Annotated in this window: 20 protein-coding genes, 1 tRNA gene and 1 pseudogene; 8 read left to right on the top strand and 14 right to left on the bottom strand. The window is 66.8% G+C overall.

The genetic code is table 11. The features are described 5' to 3' along the window. Window positions 1-14: 14 nt before the first annotated feature. Entirely contained in the window at window positions 15-536 is a 522-nt protein-coding gene (locus CLV77_RS05335; protein WP_076978934.1) for an SRPBCC family protein, read from the bottom strand. A gap of 207 nt (window positions 537-743) precedes the next feature. Between CLV77_RS05335 and CLV77_RS05330 the strand changes: the two genes are divergently transcribed. The 4 genes from CLV77_RS05330 to CLV77_RS16280 all read left to right on the top strand — a co-directional run bounded on the left by CLV77_RS05330 (window position 744) and on the right by CLV77_RS16280 (window position 5459). Beyond that, the gene (locus CLV77_RS05330; protein ID WP_076978935.1) at window positions 744-1451 is read left to right on the top strand and encodes a response regulator; all 708 of its coding nucleotides are present in this window, start codon (window positions 744-746) and stop codon (window positions 1449-1451) included. Window positions 1452-1643: 192 nt separating this feature from the next. Next, the gene (locus tag CLV77_RS05325; RefSeq protein WP_100053067.1) at window positions 1644-2819 is read left to right on the top strand and encodes an FIST N-terminal domain-containing protein; all 1176 of its coding nucleotides are present in this window, start codon (window positions 1644-1646) and stop codon (window positions 2817-2819) included. Next, on the top strand, window positions 2819-5053 hold the full coding sequence (locus tag CLV77_RS05320) for a PAS-domain containing protein (RefSeq protein WP_076978936.1): 2235 nt from the start codon (window positions 2819-2821) through the stop codon (window positions 5051-5053). Before CLV77_RS05325 ends, CLV77_RS05320 begins: the two co-directional genes overlap by 1 nt. 247 nt (window positions 5054-5300) lie before the next feature. Further along, the gene (locus tag CLV77_RS16280) at window positions 5301-5459 is read left to right on the top strand and encodes a hypothetical protein (protein ID WP_157802007.1); all 159 of its coding nucleotides are present in this window, start codon (window positions 5301-5303) and stop codon (window positions 5457-5459) included. Window positions 5460-5588: 129 nt separating this feature from the next. Here CLV77_RS16280 and comE read toward each other — a convergent pair whose 3' ends face one another. The 4 genes from comE to CLV77_RS05300 form a co-directional block, all read right to left on the bottom strand. Then, window positions 5589-6167 (bottom strand): sulfopyruvate decarboxylase subunit beta, encoded by a 579-nt coding sequence (gene comE / locus CLV77_RS05315; protein ID WP_076978937.1) that lies wholly within the window; start codon window positions 6165-6167, stop codon window positions 5589-5591. Between the two features lies 1 nt (window position 6168). After that, window positions 6169-6666 (bottom strand): sulfopyruvate decarboxylase subunit alpha, encoded by a 498-nt coding sequence (gene comD / locus CLV77_RS05310; protein ID WP_076978938.1) that lies wholly within the window; start codon window positions 6664-6666, stop codon window positions 6169-6171. 45 nt (window positions 6667-6711) lie between these two features. Then, window positions 6712-6795, bottom strand: a tRNA-Leu gene (locus tag CLV77_RS05305). Window positions 6796-6983: 188 nt separating this feature from the next. Then, window positions 6984-7616, bottom strand: coding sequence for a tetratricopeptide repeat protein (locus CLV77_RS05300; protein ID WP_233128081.1), 633 nt, complete (start codon window positions 7614-7616; stop codon window positions 6984-6986). A gap of 129 nt (window positions 7617-7745) precedes the next feature. Between CLV77_RS05300 and CLV77_RS05295 the strand changes: the two genes are divergently transcribed. Continuing rightward, complete coding sequence (locus tag CLV77_RS05295; RefSeq protein WP_076978939.1) at window positions 7746-8504, top strand: rhomboid family intramembrane serine protease; 759 nt, start codon at window positions 7746-7748, stop codon at window positions 8502-8504. Beyond that, window positions 8498-8890, top strand: a complete 393-nt coding sequence (locus CLV77_RS05290) for a GFA family protein (RefSeq protein ID WP_076978940.1) — start codon at window positions 8498-8500, stop codon at window positions 8888-8890. Before CLV77_RS05295 ends, CLV77_RS05290 begins: the two co-directional genes overlap by 7 nt. 95 nt (window positions 8891-8985) lie before the next feature. Here the strand turns inward: CLV77_RS05290 and CLV77_RS05285 are convergent, their stop codons facing one another. The 3 genes from CLV77_RS05285 to CLV77_RS05275 all read right to left on the bottom strand — a co-directional run bounded on the left by CLV77_RS05285 (window position 8986) and on the right by CLV77_RS05275 (window position 11067). Then, window positions 8986-9168, bottom strand: a complete 183-nt coding sequence (locus CLV77_RS05285; protein ID WP_076978941.1) for a hypothetical protein — start codon at window positions 9166-9168, stop codon at window positions 8986-8988. Between the two features lie 84 nt (window positions 9169-9252). Then, complete coding sequence (locus CLV77_RS05280; protein WP_076978942.1) at window positions 9253-10044, bottom strand: inositol monophosphatase family protein; 792 nt, start codon at window positions 10042-10044, stop codon at window positions 9253-9255. 105 nt (window positions 10045-10149) lie between these two features. Beyond that, window positions 10150-11067, bottom strand: coding sequence for a LysR family transcriptional regulator (locus CLV77_RS05275; RefSeq protein WP_076978943.1), 918 nt, complete (start codon window positions 11065-11067; stop codon window positions 10150-10152). A 95-nt stretch (window positions 11068-11162) separates the two neighbouring features. Here CLV77_RS05275 and metF point away from each other — a divergent pair, with 95 nt between their 5' ends. Then, window positions 11163-12032: a methylenetetrahydrofolate reductase [NAD(P)H] gene (metF, locus tag CLV77_RS05270; protein WP_076978944.1), complete on the top strand. Its 870-nt coding sequence runs from the start codon at window positions 11163-11165 to the stop codon at window positions 12030-12032. 128 nt (window positions 12033-12160) lie between these two features. Here the strand turns inward: metF and CLV77_RS05265 are convergent, their stop codons facing one another. The 6 genes from CLV77_RS05265 to CLV77_RS05240 all read right to left on the bottom strand — a co-directional run bounded on the left by CLV77_RS05265 (window position 12161) and on the right by CLV77_RS05240 (window position 20541). Next, complete coding sequence (locus tag CLV77_RS05265; protein WP_269843282.1) at window positions 12161-13330, bottom strand: DUF2235 domain-containing protein; 1170 nt, start codon at window positions 13328-13330, stop codon at window positions 12161-12163. After that, window positions 13308-15602, bottom strand: coding sequence for a xanthine dehydrogenase family protein molybdopterin-binding subunit (locus CLV77_RS05260; RefSeq protein WP_076978946.1), 2295 nt, complete (start codon window positions 15600-15602; stop codon window positions 13308-13310). The genes CLV77_RS05265 and CLV77_RS05260 overlap by 23 nt, the downstream gene beginning before the upstream one ends. 70 nt (window positions 15603-15672) lie before the next feature. Further along, the gene (locus CLV77_RS05255) at window positions 15673-16818 is read right to left on the bottom strand and encodes a type III PLP-dependent enzyme (RefSeq protein ID WP_076978947.1); all 1146 of its coding nucleotides are present in this window, start codon (window positions 16816-16818) and stop codon (window positions 15673-15675) included. A gap of 502 nt (window positions 16819-17320) precedes the next feature. After that, window positions 17321-17914, bottom strand: coding sequence for a polyhydroxyalkanoate synthesis repressor PhaR (gene phaR / locus CLV77_RS05250; protein ID WP_076978948.1), 594 nt, complete (start codon window positions 17912-17914; stop codon window positions 17321-17323). Between the two features lie 149 nt (window positions 17915-18063). Next, on the bottom strand, window positions 18064-18516 hold the full coding sequence (locus CLV77_RS05245; RefSeq protein WP_076978949.1) for a phasin, PhaP: 453 nt from the start codon (window positions 18514-18516) through the stop codon (window positions 18064-18066). A 135-nt stretch (window positions 18517-18651) separates the two neighbouring features. Further along, the gene (locus CLV77_RS05240) at window positions 18652-20541 is read right to left on the bottom strand and encodes a PHA/PHB synthase family protein (RefSeq protein WP_076978950.1); all 1890 of its coding nucleotides are present in this window, start codon (window positions 20539-20541) and stop codon (window positions 18652-18654) included. Window positions 20542-20663: 122 nt separating this feature from the next. Here CLV77_RS05240 and phaZ point away from each other — a divergent pair. Further along, window positions 20664-21920: pseudogene (gene phaZ / locus CLV77_RS05235) on the top strand (polyhydroxyalkanoate depolymerase); the annotation flags it as partial. Window positions 21921-21944 lie beyond the last annotated feature (24 nt).

Below are 21944 nucleotides of genomic sequence, written 5' to 3'. Positions count from 1 at the left end.
CCGCCCCCCGTGGTCTAGCTTCCGGCCGCGGCCGGTTCGTCCTTCTCGCCGCCGGCATTCTCTCCGGTGCCCTCCCCGGCACCGTCCTGGCCGCCTTCGACGACGTCCTGGAAATTGGCGAAGAACTGGTCGGCCATCTTCTTGGCGAAACCGTCGATCAGCCGCGAGCCAAGCTGCGCCAGCTTGCCGCCGACCTTGGCCTCGACCTCGTATTCCAGCCGCGTGCCCGCGCCGCCGTCGATTTCCGACAGGCGCACCTTGGCGCCGCCCTTGGCAAAGCCGGCCGCGCCGCCCTTGCCCTCGCCCGAGATGGTGCAGCTTTCGGGCGCCTCGATATCGCTGAGGCTGACTTGCCCCCGGAAGGTCGCCTTGACCGGGCCCACCTTCTGGGTGACCACCGCCTCGAACCCCTCCTCGGCCGAGCCGGTCATCTCCTGGCAGCCGGGCACGCATCGGCACAGGATCGCAGGATCGAAAAGCGCCGCCCAGACCGTGGCCCGGTCTGCGGCGATGTCTCTGTGATCGTTCAGTTGCATGGAAAGTCCTCGTTGTCTGAGCGAAGGCTAGCCGCGCTCCGGTCGCACTCCTATGCGACCATGGTGCAGCCTGTCGGGGCCGGCCGCAAGGTGCATGCCCGGGGGACTTGCCGCGCCCCGTCCCGGGCGGCACTATGAACCCGCGACGCCACCAAACCGGCCCCGAAAGAAGCAACCGCGCGCCCAACAGGAACGGAGCAAGACCAGATGCAAAGCCACGCGCCCCAGCAGACCGACCGCCCGCTGCAACGTGCCCTTCTGATCGACGACCACCCGCTGTTCTGTGATGCGCTTTCCATGACCCTGGAGGCCGTCGCCGGTATCACCGAGGTCGAAACAGCCGACCTGCTGGAGACGGCGCTGGACAAGCTGCGCGAGGGCGGGCGTTTCGATGTCATCATCCTGGACCTGCACCTGCCGGACGTGAACGGCCTCGACGGGCTGATCCGGCTGAAGTCGCTGGTCCCCCAGACGCCGGTGGTCGTGGTCTCGTCCATGGCCGACAACCGGGTCATCGGATCAGCCTTGCGGGCCGGCGCGGCGGGTTTCGTGCCCAAGCACAGCCAGCGCGCGATCTTCCAGCGTGCCTTCGACGCCCTGGCGCGGGGCGAGACATTCGTGCCCGAGGGTTATGTCGACGTGACCGCCGGCAATGCCGCCGCCACCAGCCGCGAGGACGCGATCGCGCGGCTGGCGACGCTGACCACCCAACAGGGGCGCATCCTTCAGCTCATCTGCGAAGGGAAGCTCAACAAGCAGATCGCCTATGACCTGACCATTGCCGAGACGACGGTGAAGGCCCACGTGACCGCCATCATGCGCAAGCTGGGGGTGCAAAGCCGCACCCAGGCGGTGCTGGTGGCGCAGGAGGCTAATTTCGCCAACTTCCAACCCGATTCCGACGGGATCGCCTAGGGTGGCGCGCGCCCTGCCCCCCGGCCCCCGACCCGACCGTCCGGCACCGTCCGTCCGCAACGGGGCCGCGCCATGAGCGCCGGACCCGACGAGGGGCCGGCGTCCAGGACCGACGCACGCAACGTTCCCGGCACCGCGCGGGATCCGTCCCGCCAAGCCCCGCCCACCCCCGTCCTGCGCTCCGCCCATGCCATGGCCGACGCCGCCGACCCGGTGGCCGAGCTGGTGCGCGGCCTCGGCCCCGAGCCGATGGCGGCGGTGTTCCTGTTCGTCAGCCCCGCCGCCCCCTTCGACGGGGTCGTCGCCTCGGCGCAGGCAGCCCTCGCCCCCGCCCGGGTGATCGCCTGCACGACCGCCGGCGAGATTTCCAGCGAGGGGTATGGCGAGGACACGATCGTCGCCGTAGGCCTGCCCGCAACGCTGTTTGCCGTCGACACCATGCTTGTCGATCTGGACCGGATCGAACAGCAGGAACTGATCGGAGAGTTGATCCGCACCCGCTCGGCCCTGGCCCGCGAGGCGCCCCTCTGGCCCCATGAATTCGCCTTTCTCATCGTGGACGGCCTGTCGCTGAAGGAGGATGAGCTGACGGCGGCCCTTGCGCCCGGCCTGGGACCGCTGCCGATGTTCGGCGGATCTTCCGGCGATGGCACCCGGTTCGAGACGACGCGCATCGCCCTCGACGGGCAAAGCCACGACAACGCCGCCGTGCTGACAGTCGTGCGCACCGCCTGCCCGGTGCGCGTCTTCTCGCTGGATCACCTGCGCCCGACCAAGCGGCGGATGGTCGTGACCCGCGCCGATCCGGCCCGCCGCATCGTCCATGGTATCAACGGCGAACCCGCCGCCCGCGAATACGCCCGCATCCTGGGCAAGGATCCCGAGAAGCTGTCGCCGACCACCTTTGCCGCCCACCCGGTGGTGGTGCGCATCGGCGCGACGCACCACGTCCGCTCGATCCAGAGCGTGACCGACGCGGGCGAGCTTGTGTTCTTCTCGGCCATCGATGAGGGGCTGGTGCTGAACCTGGCGGACGCCGAGCCGATGACCGATCATCTCGACGCCGGGCTGACCGCGCTGGGAATGGAACACGGCAGGGCCGGCCCCGCCTTCACCCCGCCCGATTCGATCCTGGCCTGCGACTGCATGTTGCGGCGCCTGGAGGCCAGCGAGAAGCAGATGGGCCGCGCGATCTCGGAAATCCTTCGCCGGCACAACGTCGTCGGCTTCTCGACCTACGGCGAGCAACTGGGCGCCATGCACGTGAACCAGACCATGACCGGGGTGGCGATCTTCGCCCCCCCTGCCGACGACGGCGATGACGATTCCGATGCCGGCAGTGGGCCCGTCCCGTCGCGGAGGCGCTGATGACCGACTCTCTCATCAACCCCGCCGACAGCCTCGAGCGGCAGAACCAGAAGCTGCTCGTCATCGCCGAGGCGCTGATGCGCCGGGCCGAGATGGACACCGACCAATACGGCGCGGCCTACGCCCAGTTCGAGCGTGCGGCGGTTCTGGAAGGCCAGGTCAAGGACCGCACCCGCGACCTTGAGGAGGCGCTGGACCTGCTCAACCAGTCCAACGCCCGCCTGGCCGACGCCAACCAGGAGACCGAGGCCGCCAGGGTCGACCTGGCCAACGCGATCGAGGCCATCCAGGAAGGCTTCGCCCTCTTCGCCCCCGACGACCGCATGGTCATGTGCAACAGCCGTTTCGGCATGCACCTCAAGGACATCAAGCCACAGCTTGTCCCCGGCCTCAGCTTTGCCGCCTATACCGCGATGGTCAGCACCAGCCGTCACCTTTCCCTGCCCGAGGGGGTGACGCCGGGCGCCTGGACGCGCAACCGGCGCAAGCAGCACGCGCGCAGCCATTCGATGTTCAACGTCCGTCTGCGCCAGGACCGCTGGCTTCAGATCAGCGAACACCGCACCCCCAACGGCGGGACGGTGATCCTTCAGACCGATGTCACCGACATCATGCGCCTTGAGCGCGAAGAGCGCGACAAGCTGCTCGACAACCAGGCGCGGCTGATCCGGGCGACGCTGGAACATATCAACCAGGGCGTCTGCATCTTCGACAGCAACGCCCGGCTGATCGGCTGGAACGGGCGGCTGTCCGAACTGCTGACCCTGCCGCTCAGCCAGATCCGGCTGGGATCGGGGTTCGACGTGATGTTCGAGCGCCTGCGCGCCGAACTGATCTTTCCCGATCAGGACCTGCCCGACCAGGTGCTGGACTGGGTGCGCAAGAAGAACAACCGCCCCCCCAAACGGTTCGAGATCAGACGCCGTGGGGGCGTCGTCCTCGATGTCTTCGCCCAGGAGATGCCCGACGGCGGCTTCGTCATCAGCTTCACCGATGTCACCGCCGAACGCCGCAGCGCGCGCGCCCTTTTCGAGGCCAACGAGCTGCTGGAACACCGGGTGACCGAGCGAACGATCGAACTGGAGGAGGCGCTGTCGGTGGCCGAGCGGGCCAATGCCTCAAAGTCGCGCTTCGTGGCCGCGGCCTCCCACGACCTGCTGCAACCGCTGTCGGCGGCCAAGCTCTACATGGCTTCGCTCAACGCCGACGACCGGCCCCCGCAGGATCGCACCATCATCGAAAAGGCCCAGAGCGCCCTGGCCAGTGTCGAGGGGATCCTCGATGCGCTTCTCGACATCTCCAAGCTTGAAGCCGGGCGCACCAGCCTCGACATCGCCAGCGTCGACCTCGGCGAGCTGATGACCGGCCTGCGGGACGAGTTTGCCCCCGCCGCCGCCCTCAAGGGCCTGCGGTTCCGGGTCGTGGCGCCCGCCGTCTCGGTGCTGTCGGACCCGGGCTACCTGCGTCGGATCATGCAGAACCTCGTGGCCAACGCCGTGCGCTACACCGAAAGCGGCAAGGTGTTGATGGGCGTGCGCCTGCGCGGCGAGACCGCGCGGCTGGAGGTGTGGGACACCGGCCCCGGCATCGCCGAGGAGGACCGCGAGACCATCTTCCGCGAGTTCCAGCGCCTGCACCGCCGTGCCTCGGCCTCGGAGGGGATGGGCCTGGGCCTTGCCATCGTCGAGCGGGCCTGCTCCCGCTTGGGCCACCCGCTGGAACTGCGCTCCGAGCCGGGGCGCGGCACGGTCTTTTCGGTCACCGTGCCCCTGACCGCGCCCGACGTCGCCGGCCCCGCCAGCCCGCCCCGCGACCAGGCCGTGCGCCCCTTCCAGGACCGGGGCCTGATCGTCCTGCTGGTCGAAAACGACCAGGAACTCAGCCGCGCCATGACCATGTTGCTGGAACGCTGGCGGATCGAGGTTCTGTCGGCCTCGGACGCCGAGGAAGCGCTGACCCTGCTGGACGAGATCGGGATCGAACCCGACGCCGCCCTAGTCGACTACCGCCTCGACGGAGAGCGCGACGGTCTGGAATTGATCGCGCTGCTGGGCCAACGTTTCGGCGGCCTGCCCTGCCGGCTCATCTCGGCCGAACGTTCGGCCGAACTGCGCCAGCGATGCCACGAAGGCGGGGTCGAGCTGTTGAACAAGCCCATCGACACCGCGACGCTGGAAGCTTTCCTTGACCGCATCCAGCCGCGCCCGCCGGTTGCCGGGCGCCGCAACGGCTGAGGCGCCCATTCCCGAAACGCCGCCCCTTCAAACAACACCCTCCCATATGCCACTGCATGAATTTGGACACAGGGGGCGCAAAACATGCAGTGCCCGCGCCAAATCACGCTCTGACACCGGTCCGGCCGTGTTATCCTTGGTATGCGGCGCCTGTGTCTGGACGTCCATTCTCGTCCCGGCCGGCAACGCGGATCGACCGAATTTCAAACCTTGCCCCGTAGACGGGCCTTGGAAAGGAACGGGTGAGATGAACGTGGATTTCAGGCTGCAGCAGTATTTCAGCAACGCGCGGCTGTTCAACCGGACAGGCGAAGAGGTGTGGAAAGAGGCGCTGCACCACATGGCCCGGCTCGAGAAGGGCCCGGCAGGACGCGCGGCGCGACGGTTTTACGAAAGCATTCGCTAGGCGGCCCGGCTTCCCATAGCGACGGCGGCGCGCCCCCTCCCTGCGTGCCGGCCGACGCGCGCCCCGCCCGGGCGCTTCAGGCAGGGCCGGACCCCGGAAATTCCTCCGGCGTCCGGCTTCCATCCCGGCTCAGGCCTGGCCCCGGGCGGCGTTGCGCTTTTCGACCTCGGTCATGAAACGGTGGCGGATCACCACGGGGTCCAGCTCGATCACCGGGACCTTGATGTTGCCCGACTCGCACGAGCAGACGATCACCGTCCCCTGGTCCGATTCCAGCGCCTTGCGCATGGTCTCGGGCGCCTCCTCGGCCTTGCATTCCACGACATTGTCGCAGCCGCAGGCACGGGCCACGTCGGCCAGCTTGGTCTTCTTGCCGGCATAAGTCGGCTGGTCCCCGGTCGAGCCGTAGCTGCCGTTGTCGATGATCAGCAGGATGAAGTTCGGGGCCTCGTTGTTGCCGATCGTGGGCAGCGTGCCCAGGTTGGTCAGCACCGAGCCGTCGCCATCGATGGCGATCACCTTCTCCTTCTGCGCCAGCGCCAGCCCCAGCCCGATGGACGAAGACAGGCCCATGGTCCCCAGCATGTAGAAGTTGCTGGGCTGGTCATCCATCATGTGCAGCTCTTGGCTGGGCAGGCCGATGTTGCACACCACAAGCTGGTCCGAGATGACGGGGATCAGGCTTTTGATTACTTCGGAACGGATCATGTCAGTAGCCTTTCCAGAAAGCGGCATCGGTCAGGATCGCGACCGGCTTGCGGGCCATGAAGCTGTGGTTGAGGATGGCGTCCAGCTCGTCGGCGTCTTCCTCGCGGTGGAAGTGGTAGGTGGGGATCAGCATCTGATCGAGAAGCGCCTTGGTGTGCACCGCCATCTCGACCTGGCAGGCGACCGGCTCGCCGATCTCGCCGCGGTAGCTGATCAGCATCGGCAGCGGCATCCGGTAGAACTGGGTCAGGGTCGCCAGCGTGTTCAGCGTCACCCCCAGCGCGGTGTTCTGCATGACGATCGCCGCGCGCTTGCCGCCCATGTAGGCGCCGGCGCACAGGCCCATCCCCTCGTCTTCCTTGTTGCAGGGCACGTGATGGATCTCGGGCGCCTTGTCGATCTTGTCGATCACCCCGGCCAGCTGCTTGCAGGGCACGGATGTTACGAATTCAATTCGGTTCTTGATTAGATCTGCGACGATCCTGTCGTTCACGGACATGGACGATGCCTCCCTTGCTGTCCCCCGGAGCCGCGCGGTCCCGGCTGGTACCCGCGGCCGGACTCGAACCGGCACGGCTTGCGCCTGAGGATTTTAAGTCCTCTGTGTCTACCATTCCACCACGCGGGCCCAGTGGGGCGGACGATAGACAAGCCCCCTGTTGAGGGAAAGGGAAATCAGGGCTGTCCGGGCCGGTTTCGGGGCGATTTTCGGCCCGCGGATAGAAGGCCTAAATCTTTGCGATACAATCGCTTACTGAAAGCAGCCGGCAGGGTGGAATGACGCCTGGGCAGAGGCCCGCGACCCAGGATCTGGCCCTACAGCTCGATCTCGGGATTGGCCGATCCCTCGACCGGAAGCAGGTGCCTTTCGGGCAGCCACGGGTGCAGATCAAGCGCCTCGCGCATGACCCCGCGCGCCGCCAGGATCCGCCCCAGCCCCATCAACGACAGCGCCATGCCCGACCGGGCCGCCACGTGCAACGGCGCCCGCGCGACCGCCCGTTCCAGATCCTCGAGCGCGGTGGCGTAGTCGCCCCGGATGAAGGCCACGAAGGCGCGCTGGTTGTAGCCCTCGGCATAGTCCGGACAATAGGCCACCAGCCGGTCAAAGGCCGAGGTGGCCGCATCCAGATCCGCCATCGCCCGCCGCTCCATCCCCTCGTCCAGCAGCCGCTGGGCGCGGGCGTCGGGCGCGCTGGCCCAGATCTCCCACAGGCCGTTGGTCAGACGCCGGGCTTCCATCTCGTTGGTGGCGCCGCGAATGTCGGCCAGGATCGCGCGCTGACGCGCGGTGGTGTCGCGCTGCTGGGGGCAGACGCCGGGTGCCTCGGCACGACCTCCTTCGCCCTCCCCGGAGCGAGCCGCACCCTGGGGCGCCTGCGCCTGCGCCGTGCCAACCGACAGAAGCAGCACCGCCGCAGCAAGCTTTGACAAGACGATATGGGACATGGACAAACCCTCCTCAGACCGGACCGGGGATCCCCCCATCAGGCCCGGCGCGGCGCGGCCCTGTCAACTCACAGCCCGGAGAGCGCGCGGCACAGTTGACGCAAGCCACCGTTGGGATAAGTCCATGACATGTTCCCGATCCGCGATCACAACCCGTCCAACCGGACCCCTTTCGTCACATACGCCCTGATCGCGGCGAATGTGATCGTCTTCATCGGCTACTGGCCGCTGTTCTCGGACGAAAGGGCTCTGTCGGGCTTCTTCGATGTCTGGGCCATGGTCCCGCGCGAAATCTCGCAGGGACGCGAGCTGCACACGCTGCTCACCTCGATGTTCCTGCATGGCGGGTTGATGCATATCGGCGGCAACATGCTGTTCCTGTGGATCTTCGGCGACAACCTCGAGGACGAGATGGGCCATATGGGCTTTCTCGGCTTCTACCTCAGCGCGGGCGTGCTGGCGGGGTTGGCGCAATGGCTGGCCGCCCCGGCGTCGCCGGTGCCGACGGTGGGTGCATCCGGAGCGATCGCGGGGGTGATGGGCGGTTACATCCTGCTCTTTCCCCGGGCACGTGTGGATGTGCTGATCATCTTCGTCATCTTCTTCAAGGTCTTCCCCCTGCCCGCCTGGGCGATGCTCGGGTTCTGGTTCGGCTTGCAGGTCTTCAGCGGTTTTGGTGCCGACGCGACCCAGGGCGGCGTCGCCTACTGGGCCCACGCGGGCGGCTTCCTGGCGGGGCTGGGCATGACCCTGCCCCTGTGGCTGCGCCTGGGCGGTCCCCGCTTCTGGAATCGCACCCACGGGCGCCCGCCCCACCCCGAGGCAAAATACGGCGAACGCACCAGCCCCATCCCGCGCGTGACGCGGCGCCGGGGGCGCAGGTGGTAGCGGGCACCACCCGCCGCCTGCGCTGCCACTGCGGCGCGGTCGAGCTGGAGCTGCGCAATGTGCCGCCGCTTGCCACGGCAGGCCATTGCAACTGTTCCTACTGCCGCCGCCGCGCGGCCGCGACCTTGTCGGTAAAGCTGCCGGACCTGACCGTGCTCAAGGGACAGGACGCGCTCAGCCTCTACACCTTCAACACCGGCACAGCGAAGCACCATTTCTGTCGCCATTGCGGGATATACACCCATCATCAGCGGCGCAGCGATCCTTCGGAATACGGGGTGAACCTGGGCGCGATCGAAGGCGTCAATCCTTCGACCCTGGAACCCCTGCCCTGGTCGGACGGGGTAAACCACGTCAGCGACCGCGAGGATCCCGACGAGAGCTGAAAGCTGGGCTGAAAAGTCGGCTGGAAGGCTGTGTCACGAAAAGGGCGCTTGTCGGGAAAAGATCGATCGGCCGCCCGGGGCTCAAGTCGCCCGGATCACTTGTTCATCGTGTTCGCGATCTTGGTCGCAAGGAAATCCCCGCCGGTCACGATTGAGCTTGCGGCGAAAACCGCAAGCAGCACGCAAGCTGCTGTCAGCACGATAAAATCCACGGTCACGGCGCCATCGCGCCGCTTGCAGAAATCGACCAGAGCCGAGAGGGATCGCCAGTTCTTCATGGCGGCCACCCTAGAAGGGCGATGTGACCTTTTCGTGACGCGATTTCACCGCAAAGACGGCAAAGTCGCGGTCAGATCATGGCGTCAGGCGCCGCGGATTGCCTTGGCGAACTTGTCGAAGATCTGCTCGTTGCCGGCGATCACCTCGCCGCTTTCCAGCATCCCGGCCTCGGGGTCGATCGACTGCACGAAGCCGCCCGCCTCGCGCACCAGCAGGATGCCGGCGGCCATGTCCCAGGGCTTCAGATCCCGTTCCCAGAACCCGTCGAAACGACCGGCCGAGACATAGGCCAGATCCAGCGCCGCCGCACCCCAGCGCCGCACGCCGGCGCATTGGGGCAGAAGCCGGCCCAGATCGCGCAGGGTGTCGGGCAGGTCGACGCGGCCGCCGAACGGAAGACCGGTGGCGAAGATCGCCTCGATCATCGAGCGGCGCCCCGAAACCCGCAGGCGGGATTCGTTCATGAAGGCGCCAAAGCCCTTCTCGGCCACGAACATCTCGTCCTTGGCTGGATCGAAGACCACGGCGGCGACGATCTCGCCCTTGTGCTCAAGCCCGATCGAGACCGCCCAGTGCGGCAGCCCGTGCAGGAAGTTGGTGGTGCCGTCCAGCGGGTCGACGATCCAGCGCCGGGTCGGATCCTTGCCCTGGATCTCCTCGGCGCTTTCCTCGGCCAGCCAGCCATAGTTGGGACGCCCGTCCATCAGATCCTCCTTGAGGATCTTCTCGGCGGCCAGGTCGGCACGGCTGACGAAATCGCCCGCCCCCTTCATCGACACCTGAAGGTTCTCGACCTCGCGGAAGTCCTTGACCAGCGAGCGGCCGGCCCGGCGGGCGGCCTTGATCATGAGATTGAGATTGGCACTGCCTTGCATCGCGGGGCTCCTTTGGACAAGGCCGCGCGTATAAGGGACGCCGGGGGCTTTGCCAAGTGCTCACGCGTGCGCAGGCCCGGCACGACCCGGGACATATACCGCCGATCAGGCGGGCGCTGGCACCCGCTGCAGCTTGACCGCCTCGCTGCGGGCCAGCCGGATGAAATGGGACATGAAGGGCTTTTGCACGTCCTCGCTTCGGGTCGCAGCATAAAGGCGCCGGGTCAGCCCGCCCCTGGTCAGCGGCCGGGTGACGTAATCCGAGCTGTATTTGACCTGCCGCACCACCCAGTCGGGCAACACCGACACCCCGCGGTTCGACGCCACCAGCATCAGGATCATCGCCGTCAGCTCGACCTGCCGGACGCTGCGCGGCTCGACCTTGGCGGGGATCAGAAGCTGGCTGAAGATGTCGAGCCGCGTCCGCTCCACCGGATAGGTGATCAGCGTCTCGCCCGCGAAATCCTGGGCCTCGATATAGGGGCGCTGCGCCAGCGGATGGCTGGCGGCGGCAACGAAGACCGGCTCGTAATCGAACAGGGGCGTGAACTCCACATCCTGGATCTGCTCGGGGTCCGACGAGACGACAAGGTCGACCTCCTCGCGCCCCAGCGCCGGCAGCGCATCGAATGAAAGGCCAGGGCGGATATCGACGTCGATCTCGGGCCAGGCCTTGCGGAACTGCTCCAGCACCGGGAACAGCCACTCGTAGCAGGCGTGGCACTCGATCGCGATATGCAGCCGCCCCGAGCGGCCCGAGCGAAGGGATTTGAAATCCTCCTCCAGCGCCGCGATCTCGGGCAGGATCCGCTCGGCCAGGCGCAAAAGCCGTATACCCGCGGGCGTCAGCTTCATCGGCTTCGAGCGGCGGATGAACAGCTCCACCCCCGCTTGCTCCTCCAGCGCCTTGACCTGATGGGACAGGGCCGACTGGGTGATGTGCAGAAGATCGGCCGCCCGGGCCAGCCCGCCGGCCTCATGGATCGCCTTCACCGTGCGCAGGTGGCGAAACTCGATATGCATATGGAACTCATGTTCATCTTGAGTATTATGAATTTGTTTCACATGACGCCCCGTGCGACAAGGGCGGACAGAATTATTTGCCAAGGATGCCCCCGATGCCCTCCGCGCCCAGCGTTTCGTTCGAATTCTTCCCGCCCCAGTCGCTGGATGCCAGCTTCCGCCTGTGGGAGACCGTGCAGGCCCTGGCCCCCCTGTCGCCGGAATTCGTCTCGGTGACCTACGGCGCGGGCGGCACCACCCGCAAGCTGACCCACGAAGCGGTCGAGACCATCCACAAGAACTACGGCCTGCGGGTCGCGGCGCACCTGACTTGCGTCGACGCCACCCGCGAGGAGACGATGGAGATCGTGCGCGGCTACAAGGAGGCCGGTGTCACCGACATCGTGGCCCTGCGCGGCGATCCTCCGAAGGGCGCGGCCCGCTTCACCCCCCACCCCGAGGGGTTCGCAAGCTCGGTCGAGCTGATCGAGGCCCTGGCGGCCGAGGGCGGCCTGACACTGCACGTGGGCGCCTATCCCGACCCCCACCCCGAGGCGACCAACCCGGTGGCCGATGTCGAATACCTCAAGCGCAAGATCGACGCCGGCGCCTCGACCGCCATCACCCAGTTCTTCTTCGAGAAGGAAACCTTCCTGCGCTTCCGCGACCGCTGCGTGGCGGCGGGCATCGACGCACCGATCGTTCCGGGCATCCTGCCCATCGACAACTGGAAGCGGGTGCGCAACTTCGCCGCGCGCTGCGGCGCCTTCATCCCCGACTGGGTCGACGAGGCCTTCGACAAGGCCGATCGCGACGACCGCTCGGAGCTTTTCGCGACCGCCATGTGCACCGAACTCTGCAGCGACCTGATCGACGAGGGCGTCGACACCCTGCATTTCTACACGCTCAACCGTCCCTACCTGACCCGCCAAGTCTGCAACGCGCTGGGTGTGCATTCCACCCAAGGTTTGGAAAAGGTGGCCTGAGGCGGAGCCTCCGGCGGGGATATTTCCCCGACAATGAAAACCATGCGTTGAACAAGGGCGTCCCGGCTTCAGGCAGGGGGCGCCCTTTTCCTTCATTGTCGTCCAAATATCCCCGCCGGAGGAGCAGCTCAGGGCCCGTGCGGCGCCTCACCTTGGGCGCTTTCGCCGATCGAGGCAGGCATCGCCTCGGCCGCGGGCGGGGAGGTGCGCGGGCCTGCGCCCAGCAACGGATGGCGGCCGACACTGGGGTGGACGGCCTCGCTGCGGTCGCGGCCGACCCGGCGGCGGCGGCGGATCACGAAAAGCTTGCCCCAGCCGCGCAGGGTCCCCACCGACTTGGCCGAGGGATCCTGGGGAAACCGCGCGCGCCAACCCTCGGGCAGCTCGAGGCCGCAGGCCTCGGCCTTGTCCAGCATCCAAACCAGGGGGATGTTCGACAGGGGCCGGGCCGCCGAGAACTCCGACAGGTGGCCGCCGATGTCCCCGTGGGTGCCGCGAAACCACATCTGCTCCACATGGCCGGTGAAGTCGGGGGGGCAGTCCCATAGAACCGGGTCGAAGGCGAGCCGGGTCTCGTCGAGTGCCAGCGCGTGGTAGCCGTGCAGGATCGAGGGGCCCAATCGGTGGTTGTGGAACTCGTGGGGCGAGGTGTCGAGCGCCTGCGCCACACGCCACAGCACCGGCAGGCGGATGCCCAGCGACTTCACCGTGTCCCAGACGCCGACCATCTGCACCGGGGCGTGGATGTGGCAGTAGCGGCGGCGGAAGATCCCCGCGGCCCGGCTGTCGGGATCGGACTGGTAGTGGCGATAGGCTTCGCGGATCATCCGCTCGGTCGCGTGCTCGGCCTTCAAGAGCCCCATCCGGTCGATCATGCCCGCCAGTGAGCGCACGGCGTAGGCCCCGCGCGAGAAGCCGAAGAGGTAGATCCGGTCGCCCGGCCTGTAGCGCGAGGCGATGAACCCGTAGGAGCGGCGGATCTGGCGGTTGAAGCCGACGCCGACGATGATGTCGCGGATCCGCCGCAGCCCGGTCCATTGCAGGCCCGGTTCATATTTCAGCGACAGGCCCGCGCTGGCCGGCATCTCGCGCAGCAGGCGATAGGTCAGGCCGGCGTTGGTCTCGAGCCCGGGGTCAAGGCTGGACATGGTGCCGTCGAGGATGACGACATGGTTGCGCGGGCGCGCGGAGGTGGTCCCCCGCACGGTGCGGACGGTTTCGCGCCGGCCAAGGATATCCCCCTTGAGACGGCCGACGAACCCTCCTGCCCAATCCCTAAATCCTGTCAGCATCCGCATTCAGCATCGACCATGTGCGCAGCGGAGTGAAGGGCATATCGACCCGGCGCACGCCGCGTTCCCAGACCGCGTCCAGAACCGCGTTGGCCACGGCCGCCAGCGCGCCGACGGTGCCCGCCTCACCACAGCCCTTCATGCCCAGCGGGTTGGCGGTCGAGGGCACGGGCCGGTGGGCAAATCCCATCATCGGCAGATCGCGGGCCCGGGGCACGGCGTAATCCATGAAGCTTGCGGTCAGAAGCTGGCCGTCGGCGTCGTGGACCACGTGCTCGCTGAGGGCCTGGCCGATCCCCTGGGCCACGCCGCCGTGGATCTGCCCCTCGGTCAGCATCGGGTTCATCAGCACGCCGAAGTCGTCCACCACCGTGTAGCGATCGACGGTGACAACCCCGGTTTCGGGGTCGATCTCGACCTCGCAGACATGGGCACCGTTGGGATAGCTGCGCCCCGGTAGGGTTGCCGTGTGATCGTGGCGGAGCAGCTCGTCGCGCCCCTCCTCCCGCGCGAGGCCCGCGGCCCCCATCATATCGACCGAGCGGTTCGTGCCGGGGGCGCGGAAGCGGTGGTCCTGCGCGTCGAAAAGGACCTCGTCCACCTCCCACAGCTCGCGCAGGAAGCCGGCGAACCCCTCGACCATGGCCTCGACATTGGCGCGGGTCGCCGTGCCCTGGGTCGTGACCGAGCGCGACCCGCCGGTGCCGCCGCCCGATGCGATGCGGTCGCTGTCGCCCTGCACCACCCGCACCCGGTCATGGGGAATGCCCGAATATTGCTCCAAGATCTGGCGATAGACCGTCTCGTGCCCCTGCCCGTTCGAGATGGTCCCGACATAGAGAGTCACGCCGCCGTCCGCATCAAAGCTGATGGCCGAGTTCTCGGTCGGATCGCCCAGGATAGCCTCGATGTAATAGCAAAGCCCCTGGCCGCGCAGCAGGCCCCGCGCCTCGGAGGCCGCGCGCCTTTCGGCGAACCCCGCCCGGTCGGCGCGGATCGCGGCCTCGTCCAGCAGCCCGTGGAAATCGCCCACGTCGTAGATCTCGCCCGTGGCCGAGGTGTAGGGGAAGGCGTCGGCGGCGATGAAGTTGCGGCGGCGCAGCTCCCACGGATCCACCCCGAGCTGGCGCGCGGCGTTGTCGATGGCGCGTTCCAGCACGTAGATCGCCTCGGGCCGGCCCGCGCCGCGATAGGCGTCCACCTGGTTGGTGTTGGTGTAGACCGCCCGCGCCCCGAACCAGACCGTCTGCACGTCGTAGGTGCCGGTCAGCACCTTGAGCGCCAGCTCGGTCTGGATGGCCTGGGCGTGCTGGCCGTTGTAGGCGCCGAGGTTGAATATCGTCTCGACCCGGTAGGCGGTGATGCGCAGGTCGGCATCGAAGGCCAGATCCACGCTCGACGCCAGGTCCCGCCCGCCATTGTCGGACAGCATGGTCTCGGTGCGGTCGGCCATGAAGAGGACCGGCCTGTCCAGCATGCGCGCGGCCTGGGCCACGCAATACATCTCGGGGTAATCCATGGCCTTGGTGCCGAAACCGCCGCCCACGTCGGGGATGGTAACGTGGATGTCGGCTGCCGGCATGCCCAGCAGTTCGGCCATGCGTTCCTTTGGCGCCCAGGCGTTCTGGTGGCTGATGGTGACGTGCAGCCGGTCGTCGCGCATCTCGGCCCAGTAGCCGCGCGGCTCCATCGGGTTCGAGATGATGCGGTTGTCCTCGACCTCGAGGCTGACGGTATGGGCGGCGGCTGCGAAGGCAGCGTCGGTCGCCTCGGCATCACCCCAGCCCCAGTCGAGGGCGACGTTGTCGGGCGCCTCGGGGTGGATGGCGGGGCCGCCGGGGCGCGGGGTGACATGGACCGGCAGATCCTCGTAATCGAACTCGACCAGCTCGGCCGCGTCGCGGGCGGCAATGGCGCTGTCGGCCACGATCACCGCCACGGCCTCACCCACGAAGCGGACGCGGTCGCGGGCCAGGATGGGCCGTTCGGGCGCCGCGCCGGGGGTGCCGTCGCGATTTTCAAGAACGGTGGATTTCATGGCCAGGCAGACGCCGGCGGCTTCCAGCTTTTCGGCCGTCAGCACCAAGTGGACGCCCGGGGCCTCCTCGGCGGCCGAGACATCGAGCGCGGTGATCCGGCCATGGGCCACCGGCGAACGGAAGACGACGGCGTGCAGAGTGTCGGCCGGGGCGGTGTCCTCAAGATAACGTCCGGTCCCCGTCAGGAACCGGACGTCCTCGATCCGTCGAACCGACTGGCTAGTCCCGAATTTCCGCATCGATCCCCCTGAGATTTGTCTTCAGGGCGACACTAGCGTCGGGACCGGCACTGTCCAGAGGCGAAGCCGCCTAGCGGTAAAGCTGGGCGACGGTCACGTTCTGGGGGTCGCCGTAGCCGTTGAAGCGGCAGGCGGTGACCACGGTGTAGGCGCCGGTCCCGTGGAACAGCAGGTGGTCGCCCTCGGCAAGGTCGGCCGGCACGTCCAGCCCGCCTGGCAGCATGTCGACGCTGTCGCAGGTGGGGCCGAAGACGGTGCGGTTGACCCGCTCGCCCACCAGGGGGGTGCCGTCGGCGCCCAGGTAGGTGATCCGCTTCAGCGTGCCCAGCAGCAGCGCCTCGGCCAGCGTGCCGTAGATGCCGTCGTTCAGGAAGACGGCACCGTCCGAGCGCATGGCCTTCACGCGCAGGGCCAGCGCGTAGGATTCGGCGACCATGGCGCGACCCGGCTCGCAGACCAGGACGGGGGCGGTGGCGAAGTTGGTGGCCACGGCATCCTCGATCACGGCGATCGTCTGCTCCAACTGGGGCACATGCTCGCCGGTGCCACGGTCGGCCGGGAAGCCGCCGCCGACGTTCAGGCGGGCAAGGGTGACGCCGGCGTCTTCGGCGACGCGGGCCGCGACCGAGATATACTCGCGCCAAGCCTCGGGGTCGGTGCACTGGGTGCCCGGGTGGAAGGTCATCGCAGGCTCGAACCCGGCCTCGACGACGCGGCGCAGCAGGGCGACGGCCATCTTGGGCTCGGCGCCGAACTTGGCACCGAAGTCATAGGCTGCGCCCTCAACCTGAAGCTTGAAGCGCACGGCGATCTCGGTGCCCTCGGCGGGGACCAGTTCGATCAGCTTTTCCAGTTCCGAGACGGAATCGACCGAATAGCTGCGCACGTTCAGGCGCACGGCCTCGGCAATCTCGAGGCGCGAGCGGACCGGGTTGTTGTAGTGCAGCACGGCCTGGGGTGCGACGGCGCGCACTGCGCGCATCTCGGGGGGGGAGGCCACGTCAAAGACCTGCACGCCCTCGGCCGCGATGGTGGCAAGCACCTCGTCGCGGTCGTTGCACTTGATGGCATAGCTCACCACGCCGGGGAACGTATCCAGAAACCGCCGTGCCGTGGCCCGCAGGGCCTCGGGGCAGAAATACAGAACCGGAAGATCCGGTTGGGCCGACCGGAGATGGTCGATAGGATCGAGGCAGATCGGATGAGACAGATCCATGTGAGCGCAACCTTATATGGCGTAGCGACGCAAGGGTTCAGAAGATGGGGTGAAGGTGGGGTCGGGTCCGTAATTTACCGGCCCTTAGCCGCCAATTTGATTCCGTGCAAGCCTGCTGTTCGCACTGATCAAAAAATGGCGTTTTGGCCCACGTATTCAAGGGCCTCCACGATTTTTCCCGGGGCGGTTTTTCGCCCATCTTCGCGCGGTTTTCCGGAACCCTTTGCGCGGGCCCCCCGAGGGGGCCGCGCGGACGGAATCGCGGGGCCGGTGCGACCGGCCCGCGGCAAAAACCGCAAATAGCGCAAAATGTTAGCAGCTCGCCTATGGATCGGGCCCGTCACGACCCGCGCCGCATCACGTCTTCAGGGACCCGGAGTTCGCCCTCGAAAAGTCGGCGCTGACGCAGCGGCATGCGGCTTCGGGACGCGCAGGGCGCCCCTTTTGACAGGACGAAATGTGACCGTAGCGCAACAGCCCTGGAGGGCGCCTGGCCCTGCCCTCAGCTGCCCATACGGGACAGGCGGGACTGCAATTCGGCCAGCTGCTTCTTGATCTCGTCAAGGTCGTCGGCCGATCCCGCGGCGCGGGCGCCCTGGACACCGGCCTTGCCGGCCTCGGCCTCGGTTTCGCCGCCGGGCATGGTGCTACCGGCCCAGCCGCCGCTCATGGCCTTGAGGAAGGCGCGCTGCTGCGCCTGCATCGCCTCCATCCCCGGGATCGAGGCCAGCGGATTGATCGTTCCCATGTTCTCCATCATCCGCGACTGGCTGTCGCGCAGCATGTCGAAGCTGACGGCAAGGAACTGGGGCACGACCGATTGGGCCTGCGTCGTGTAGCTGCGGACCAGATCGGTCAGCACGCCCAGCGGCAGCACGCTTTCGCCGCGGCTTTCATGCTCGGCGATGATCTGAAGAAGATATTGGCGGGTCAGGTCGTCGCCCGATTTCAGGTCGACGATCTTCACCTCGCGCCCGTCACGGATGAAGCGGGCGATGTCTTCAAGCGTGACGTAGTCGCTGGTCTCGGTGTTGTAGAGACGACGGCTCGCATAACGCTTGATAAGCAGGGGCTTGTCCGACTCGGCCACGTTCATCCTCCCAAGGTTTGCAGCGCAGAAACCATGCTATTTCAGTGCGGCGGAAAAAGAAAGGGCAGCCGCGGGGCTGCCCTTGGGTTCCGCGCCGACAGGGAGGCGTCTTGGCGGAAGTCTTTCGTGCCGGGCCCGGGGGCCGCGCGGCGCGCTTACTTTGCGGTCGCGTTGACCGGCTTCTTGGCAGCCGAAGCGGCCTGGTCGGTGGCCTTGCGGGTCGCGGTGTTGACCTCTTCCGAGAAGGTCTTGCCGGCGGCCATCATGATCTCGACCGTGTCCATCTGGACCTTCTTGGCGACTTCGGCGAAGGCGGCCAGGTTCTCGGACGCGGTCTCGGCCGAAGCCGAGGCAAACTCGGACATCGCCTTGGAATAATCGGCGGGATCTTCCTTGACGCGGGTCACATTGCCCATGCGCGACAGGGTGGTCTTGGTCCAGTTCGAGGAGATCTCGGTGGACTTCTCGGCAGCCTGCAGCGCGACGTTGGACATACGCTCGCCCAGTTCGGCCTGTGCGCGGAAAGCCTCGGTGAAGGCCGAGGTGTCGATCGGGAAGGCGCTCATCATGTCGTTGAACGCTTTGGTGTAATCTTGTGCGGTAGCCATTTGAAAACTTCCTTTCAGCTGCCTTCGTGGGGGAAGGCCCTCTATTCTGTGAAAAGGATATAGATGCCGCGTCGCAGCATTGCAAGATCTTTGTGCCGCACTGCAGCAAAAATTTCGGAATGAGGGTTTCGGCCCCTACGGGGCCTCCTTGCGGGGCTTGGCCACAACATAGGTCCCGGGCGCGGGACAAAGCACCGGGTAATCCGCCGAACCTGGCTGGCGTGCCGGCACCTCGTCGCCCGACCGCGCGCGCAGCCATTCCTCCCACCGGCCCCACCAGGATCCTTCGTGGAACTCGGCGCCCGCCTTCCATTCCTCGGGGGTAAGGCCACCGCCCTGCCCTGCACGCCCCTTGCGCGACCCGCCGGGCGCATCGCCCGTGTAATGGCCGTACTTGTTCTTGCTGGGCGGATTGACGATGCCGGCGATATGGCCCGACTGGGACAGCACGAATGTCTTGTCCTTGCTGCCCATCGTCGCGACACCTACATAGGACGAGGGCCAAGCCGCGATATGGTCCGTCTCGCAGGCAACGGCGAAGACCGGCAGGTCCACGTCCCCCAGCGCCAGCGATGTACCCGCCAGGTCGAACCCGCCCTCGGCAAAGCGGTTACCCTGGCAAAGGCCGCGCAGGTACTGCACCGCCATCCGGGCCGGAAGGTTGGTCGAATCCCCGTTCCAGTACAGCAGGTCGAAGGCCGGCGGCGCCTCGCCCAGCATGTAGCTGCGGATCGCGGGCTGGTAGATCAGGTCGTTGGACCGCAGGTAGGAGAAGGTGCGCGACATGAAGAAGGATTGCAGGATCCCCTTTTCGGTGACCTCGCGCTCGATCGCGTCGACGAAATCGTCGGTTAGAAAGACCCCCACCTCGCCCTTGTCGCTGAAATCGGTCAGCGTGGTGAAGAAGGTGGCCGAGGCGACGGGCGCCTCGCCGCGCTGCTTCAGCAAGGCCAGCGACAGCGCCAGCGTGGTGCCCGCGATACAGTAGCCGGTGGCGTTGACCTGCTCTTCGCCCGTGATCTCGCGAACGACGCGGATCGCCTCCAGGAACCCGTCCTCGACATAGGTTTCCAGCCCCACGTCGCGATAGCTGGGATCAGGGTTGACCCAGCTGACCACGAACAGCGTGTAGCCCTGCTCCACGATCCAGCGGATCAGGCTGTTGCGGGGCTTCAGGTCCAGCACGTAGAACTTGTTGATCCAGGGCGGAAACAGGATCAGAGGCCGCGCCCGCACCTTCTCGGTCGCGGGGGCATACTGGATCAGCTCGAACATGGAATTGCGGTAGACGACCGAGCCTTCGGTCGCCGCCAGGTTCTCGCCCACGGTGAAGGCATCGCGGTCGGATAGCGAAACCAGCAGCTCGCCGTCGTTGGCCTCGATATCGCGCACAAGGTTCTCAAGACCCTGCACCAGCGACTGGCCGTTGGTGGCAACGGCCTTCTCCAGCGCCTCGGGGTTGGTGGCCAGGAAGTTGGCCGGCGACATCATGTCGATAATCTGGCGGGCAAAGAATTCCAGCCGCTGCTTGTCGCGCCCCTCGACCTCAAGCTCGCGCACGCTGGTCTCGATCGCCTCGGCGCTCAGCTGGTATTGCTGCTTTATGAAGTTGAAATAGGGGTGGGTATCCCAGAGGGGATTGGAAAAGCGCCGGTCCTTGGGGCCGGGATCGGCAGGCGCGCCCGAGGGGCCCGCCGCACCGGCCTCCGCCCCCGGGATCGCCCCGGGAAAGGCGCCGGGGGTCATGGACGCAAGGGCGTGGTTGGCCTCGACGAAATGCTTCAGCGCCTTTCCCCAGTAACCCACCTGATGCTCGATGATCCGGGCCGGGTTGGCCATCATCTCGGACATGTAGGCAGAGGCCGCCTTGGCATAGAGGTCCTGGCCCGGCCCCTCCAGCCCCTTGTCCGACGGCTTGCGCGCCGCCATGGCCGCGACAAGGCGCTGCGAAAGCTCCTCGACCTTGGCCAGGTTGGCGTTCAGCGTCTCGACGTCGCGTAGATCGGCGGGCTCTTCAGTTGCCATAAGGTCCTGTTGCTCCTATCTTGCTGCTGTGCAGCATAAGCATCTGGCGACGGGCGTTCGCGGGGACTTCGCGAAACGGCAATCTTTACTGGTCATACCCGATTCCGGGAAAAGGATGAACGATGAACTACCTTCTGACCTACGATATGATGGAAACCGCCCGGAACACGAACCAGTGGCTGGGTTCCACCGCGCGCACCTTTGCATCCTACCCCGTCTGGGGCCTGACGGCGAACCCCTGGGTGCAGTGGATGGCCGCCTGGGGCGAGGTGACAGAGCACAGTTTCAACCGGATGGTGGCCAAACCCGACTGGGGCATCGACAGCGTGCTGGGCGATGACGGGCGCGATCACCCGGTCGAGGTGGAACAGATCCTCACCCGTCCCTTCGGCGACCTGATCGGATTCCGCGTTCAGGGCCGTGCCCCGATGGCCCGCCGCATTCTGCTGGTCGCGCCCATGTCGGGCCATTACGCGACGCTACTGCGCTCGACCGTGCGCTCGCTGCTGCCTGATGCCGATGTCTACATCACCGACTGGCACAACGCCCGCGACATCCCCGTGTCGGAAGGCAAGTTCGATATCGAGGATTATACCCTTTACCTCGTGGATTTCATGCGCGAGCTTGGGCCCGACATCCACGTCATCGCCGTCTGTCAGCCCGCCCCGCTGGCCTTGGCCGCGACCGCGTGCCTTGCCGACGAGGCGCCCGAGGCGCAGCCGCGCAGCCTGACCCTGATCGGCGGGCCGATCGACCCCGACGCCACCCCGACCGATGTCACCGATTTCGGCCGCCGCATCACCATGGGTCAGCTGGAGCACAGCGCGATCCAGCGCGTCGGCTTCAACCACGCCGGCGCCGGGCGCAAGGTCTACCCCGGGCTTTTGCAACTTCTGTCCTTCGTGTCGATGAACGCCGAAACTCACGCCAAGGCCTTCCAGGACCAGATCCTGGCCGTCGCCAAGGGCACCGCTTCGGATCACGACAAGCACAATCGCTTCTATGACGAATACCTGGCCGTGATGGACATGACGGCCGAGTTCTACCTTTCCACGGTCGAGCGGATCTTCAAGGGCCGCGAGGTTGCCGACAACGTCTTCACCGTCGGCGGCCGCCCGGTGGACATCGGCAAGATCACCACCGTTGCCGTCAAGACGGTCGAAGGGACCAAGGACGACATCTCGGCCCCCGGCCAATGCGTCGCCGCGCTGGATCTTCTGACCGGCCTGCCCGACGACAAGAAGGCCAGCCACCTTGAAGAGGGCGCGGGCCATTACGGGATTTTCGCGGGCCGCTCGTGGCGCAACAACATTCGCCCGCTGGTGCTGGATTTCATCGACGCCAGCATGGAGGATGCGCCCGCGCGCGCCACCACCACCCCGGCGCGCGGACCCTCGGCCCGC

The sequence above is a fragment of the Brevirhabdus pacifica genome (assembly GCF_002797755.1).
In the GTDB taxonomy this organism is placed as follows: Bacteria; Pseudomonadota; Alphaproteobacteria; order Rhodobacterales; family Rhodobacteraceae; genus Brevirhabdus; species Brevirhabdus pacifica.
Note: the sequence above shows the minus strand (reverse complement) of the source record. Positions and strands in the feature narration are given on the sequence as shown.

Bases quoted from the DNA above. Each gene is read 5' to 3' on its own strand.
- CLV77_RS05335 (WP_076978934.1), bottom strand. From the start codon at position 536: ATGCAACTGAACGATCACAGAGACATCGCCGCAGACCGGGCCACGGTC.
- CLV77_RS05330 (WP_076978935.1), top strand. From the start codon at position 744: ATGCAAAGCCACGCGCCCCAGCAGACCGACCGCCCGCTGCAACGTGCC.
- CLV77_RS05325 (WP_100053067.1), top strand. From the start codon at position 1,644: ATGGCCGACGCCGCCGACCCGGTGGCCGAGCTGGTGCGCGGCCTCGGC.
- CLV77_RS05320 (WP_076978936.1), top strand. From the start codon at position 2,819: ATGACCGACTCTCTCATCAACCCCGCCGACAGCCTCGAGCGGCAGAAC.
- CLV77_RS16280 (WP_157802007.1), top strand. From the start codon at position 5,301: ATGAACGTGGATTTCAGGCTGCAGCAGTATTTCAGCAACGCGCGGCTG.
- comE (WP_076978937.1), bottom strand. From the start codon at position 6,167: ATGATCCGTTCCGAAGTAATCAAAAGCCTGATCCCCGTCATCTCGGAC.
- comD (WP_076978938.1), bottom strand. From the start codon at position 6,666: ATGTCCGTGAACGACAGGATCGTCGCAGATCTAATCAAGAACCGAATT.
- CLV77_RS05300 (WP_233128081.1), bottom strand. From the start codon at position 7,616: ATGTCCCATATCGTCTTGTCAAAGCTTGCTGCGGCGGTGCTGCTTCTG.
- CLV77_RS05295 (WP_076978939.1), top strand. From the start codon at position 7,746: ATGTTCCCGATCCGCGATCACAACCCGTCCAACCGGACCCCTTTCGTC.
- CLV77_RS05285 (WP_076978941.1), bottom strand. From the start codon at position 9,168: ATGAAGAACTGGCGATCCCTCTCGGCTCTGGTCGATTTCTGCAAGCGG.
- CLV77_RS05280 (WP_076978942.1), bottom strand. From the start codon at position 10,044: ATGCAAGGCAGTGCCAATCTCAATCTCATGATCAAGGCCGCCCGCCGG.
- CLV77_RS05275 (WP_076978943.1), bottom strand. From the start codon at position 11,067: ATGCATATCGAGTTTCGCCACCTGCGCACGGTGAAGGCGATCCATGAG.
- metF (WP_076978944.1), top strand. From the start codon at position 11,163: ATGCCCTCCGCGCCCAGCGTTTCGTTCGAATTCTTCCCGCCCCAGTCG.
- CLV77_RS05265 (WP_269843282.1), bottom strand. From the start codon at position 13,330: ATGCGGATGCTGACAGGATTTAGGGATTGGGCAGGAGGGTTCGTCGGC.
- CLV77_RS05260 (WP_076978946.1), bottom strand. From the start codon at position 15,602: ATGCGGAAATTCGGGACTAGCCAGTCGGTTCGACGGATCGAGGACGTC.
- CLV77_RS05255 (WP_076978947.1), bottom strand. From the start codon at position 16,818: ATGGATCTGTCTCATCCGATCTGCCTCGATCCTATCGACCATCTCCGG.
- phaR (WP_076978948.1), bottom strand. From the start codon at position 17,914: ATGAACGTGGCCGAGTCGGACAAGCCCCTGCTTATCAAGCGTTATGCG.
- CLV77_RS05245 (WP_076978949.1), bottom strand. From the start codon at position 18,516: ATGGCTACCGCACAAGATTACACCAAAGCGTTCAACGACATGATGAGC.
- CLV77_RS05240 (WP_076978950.1), bottom strand. From the start codon at position 20,541: ATGGCAACTGAAGAGCCCGCCGATCTACGCGACGTCGAGACGCTGAAC.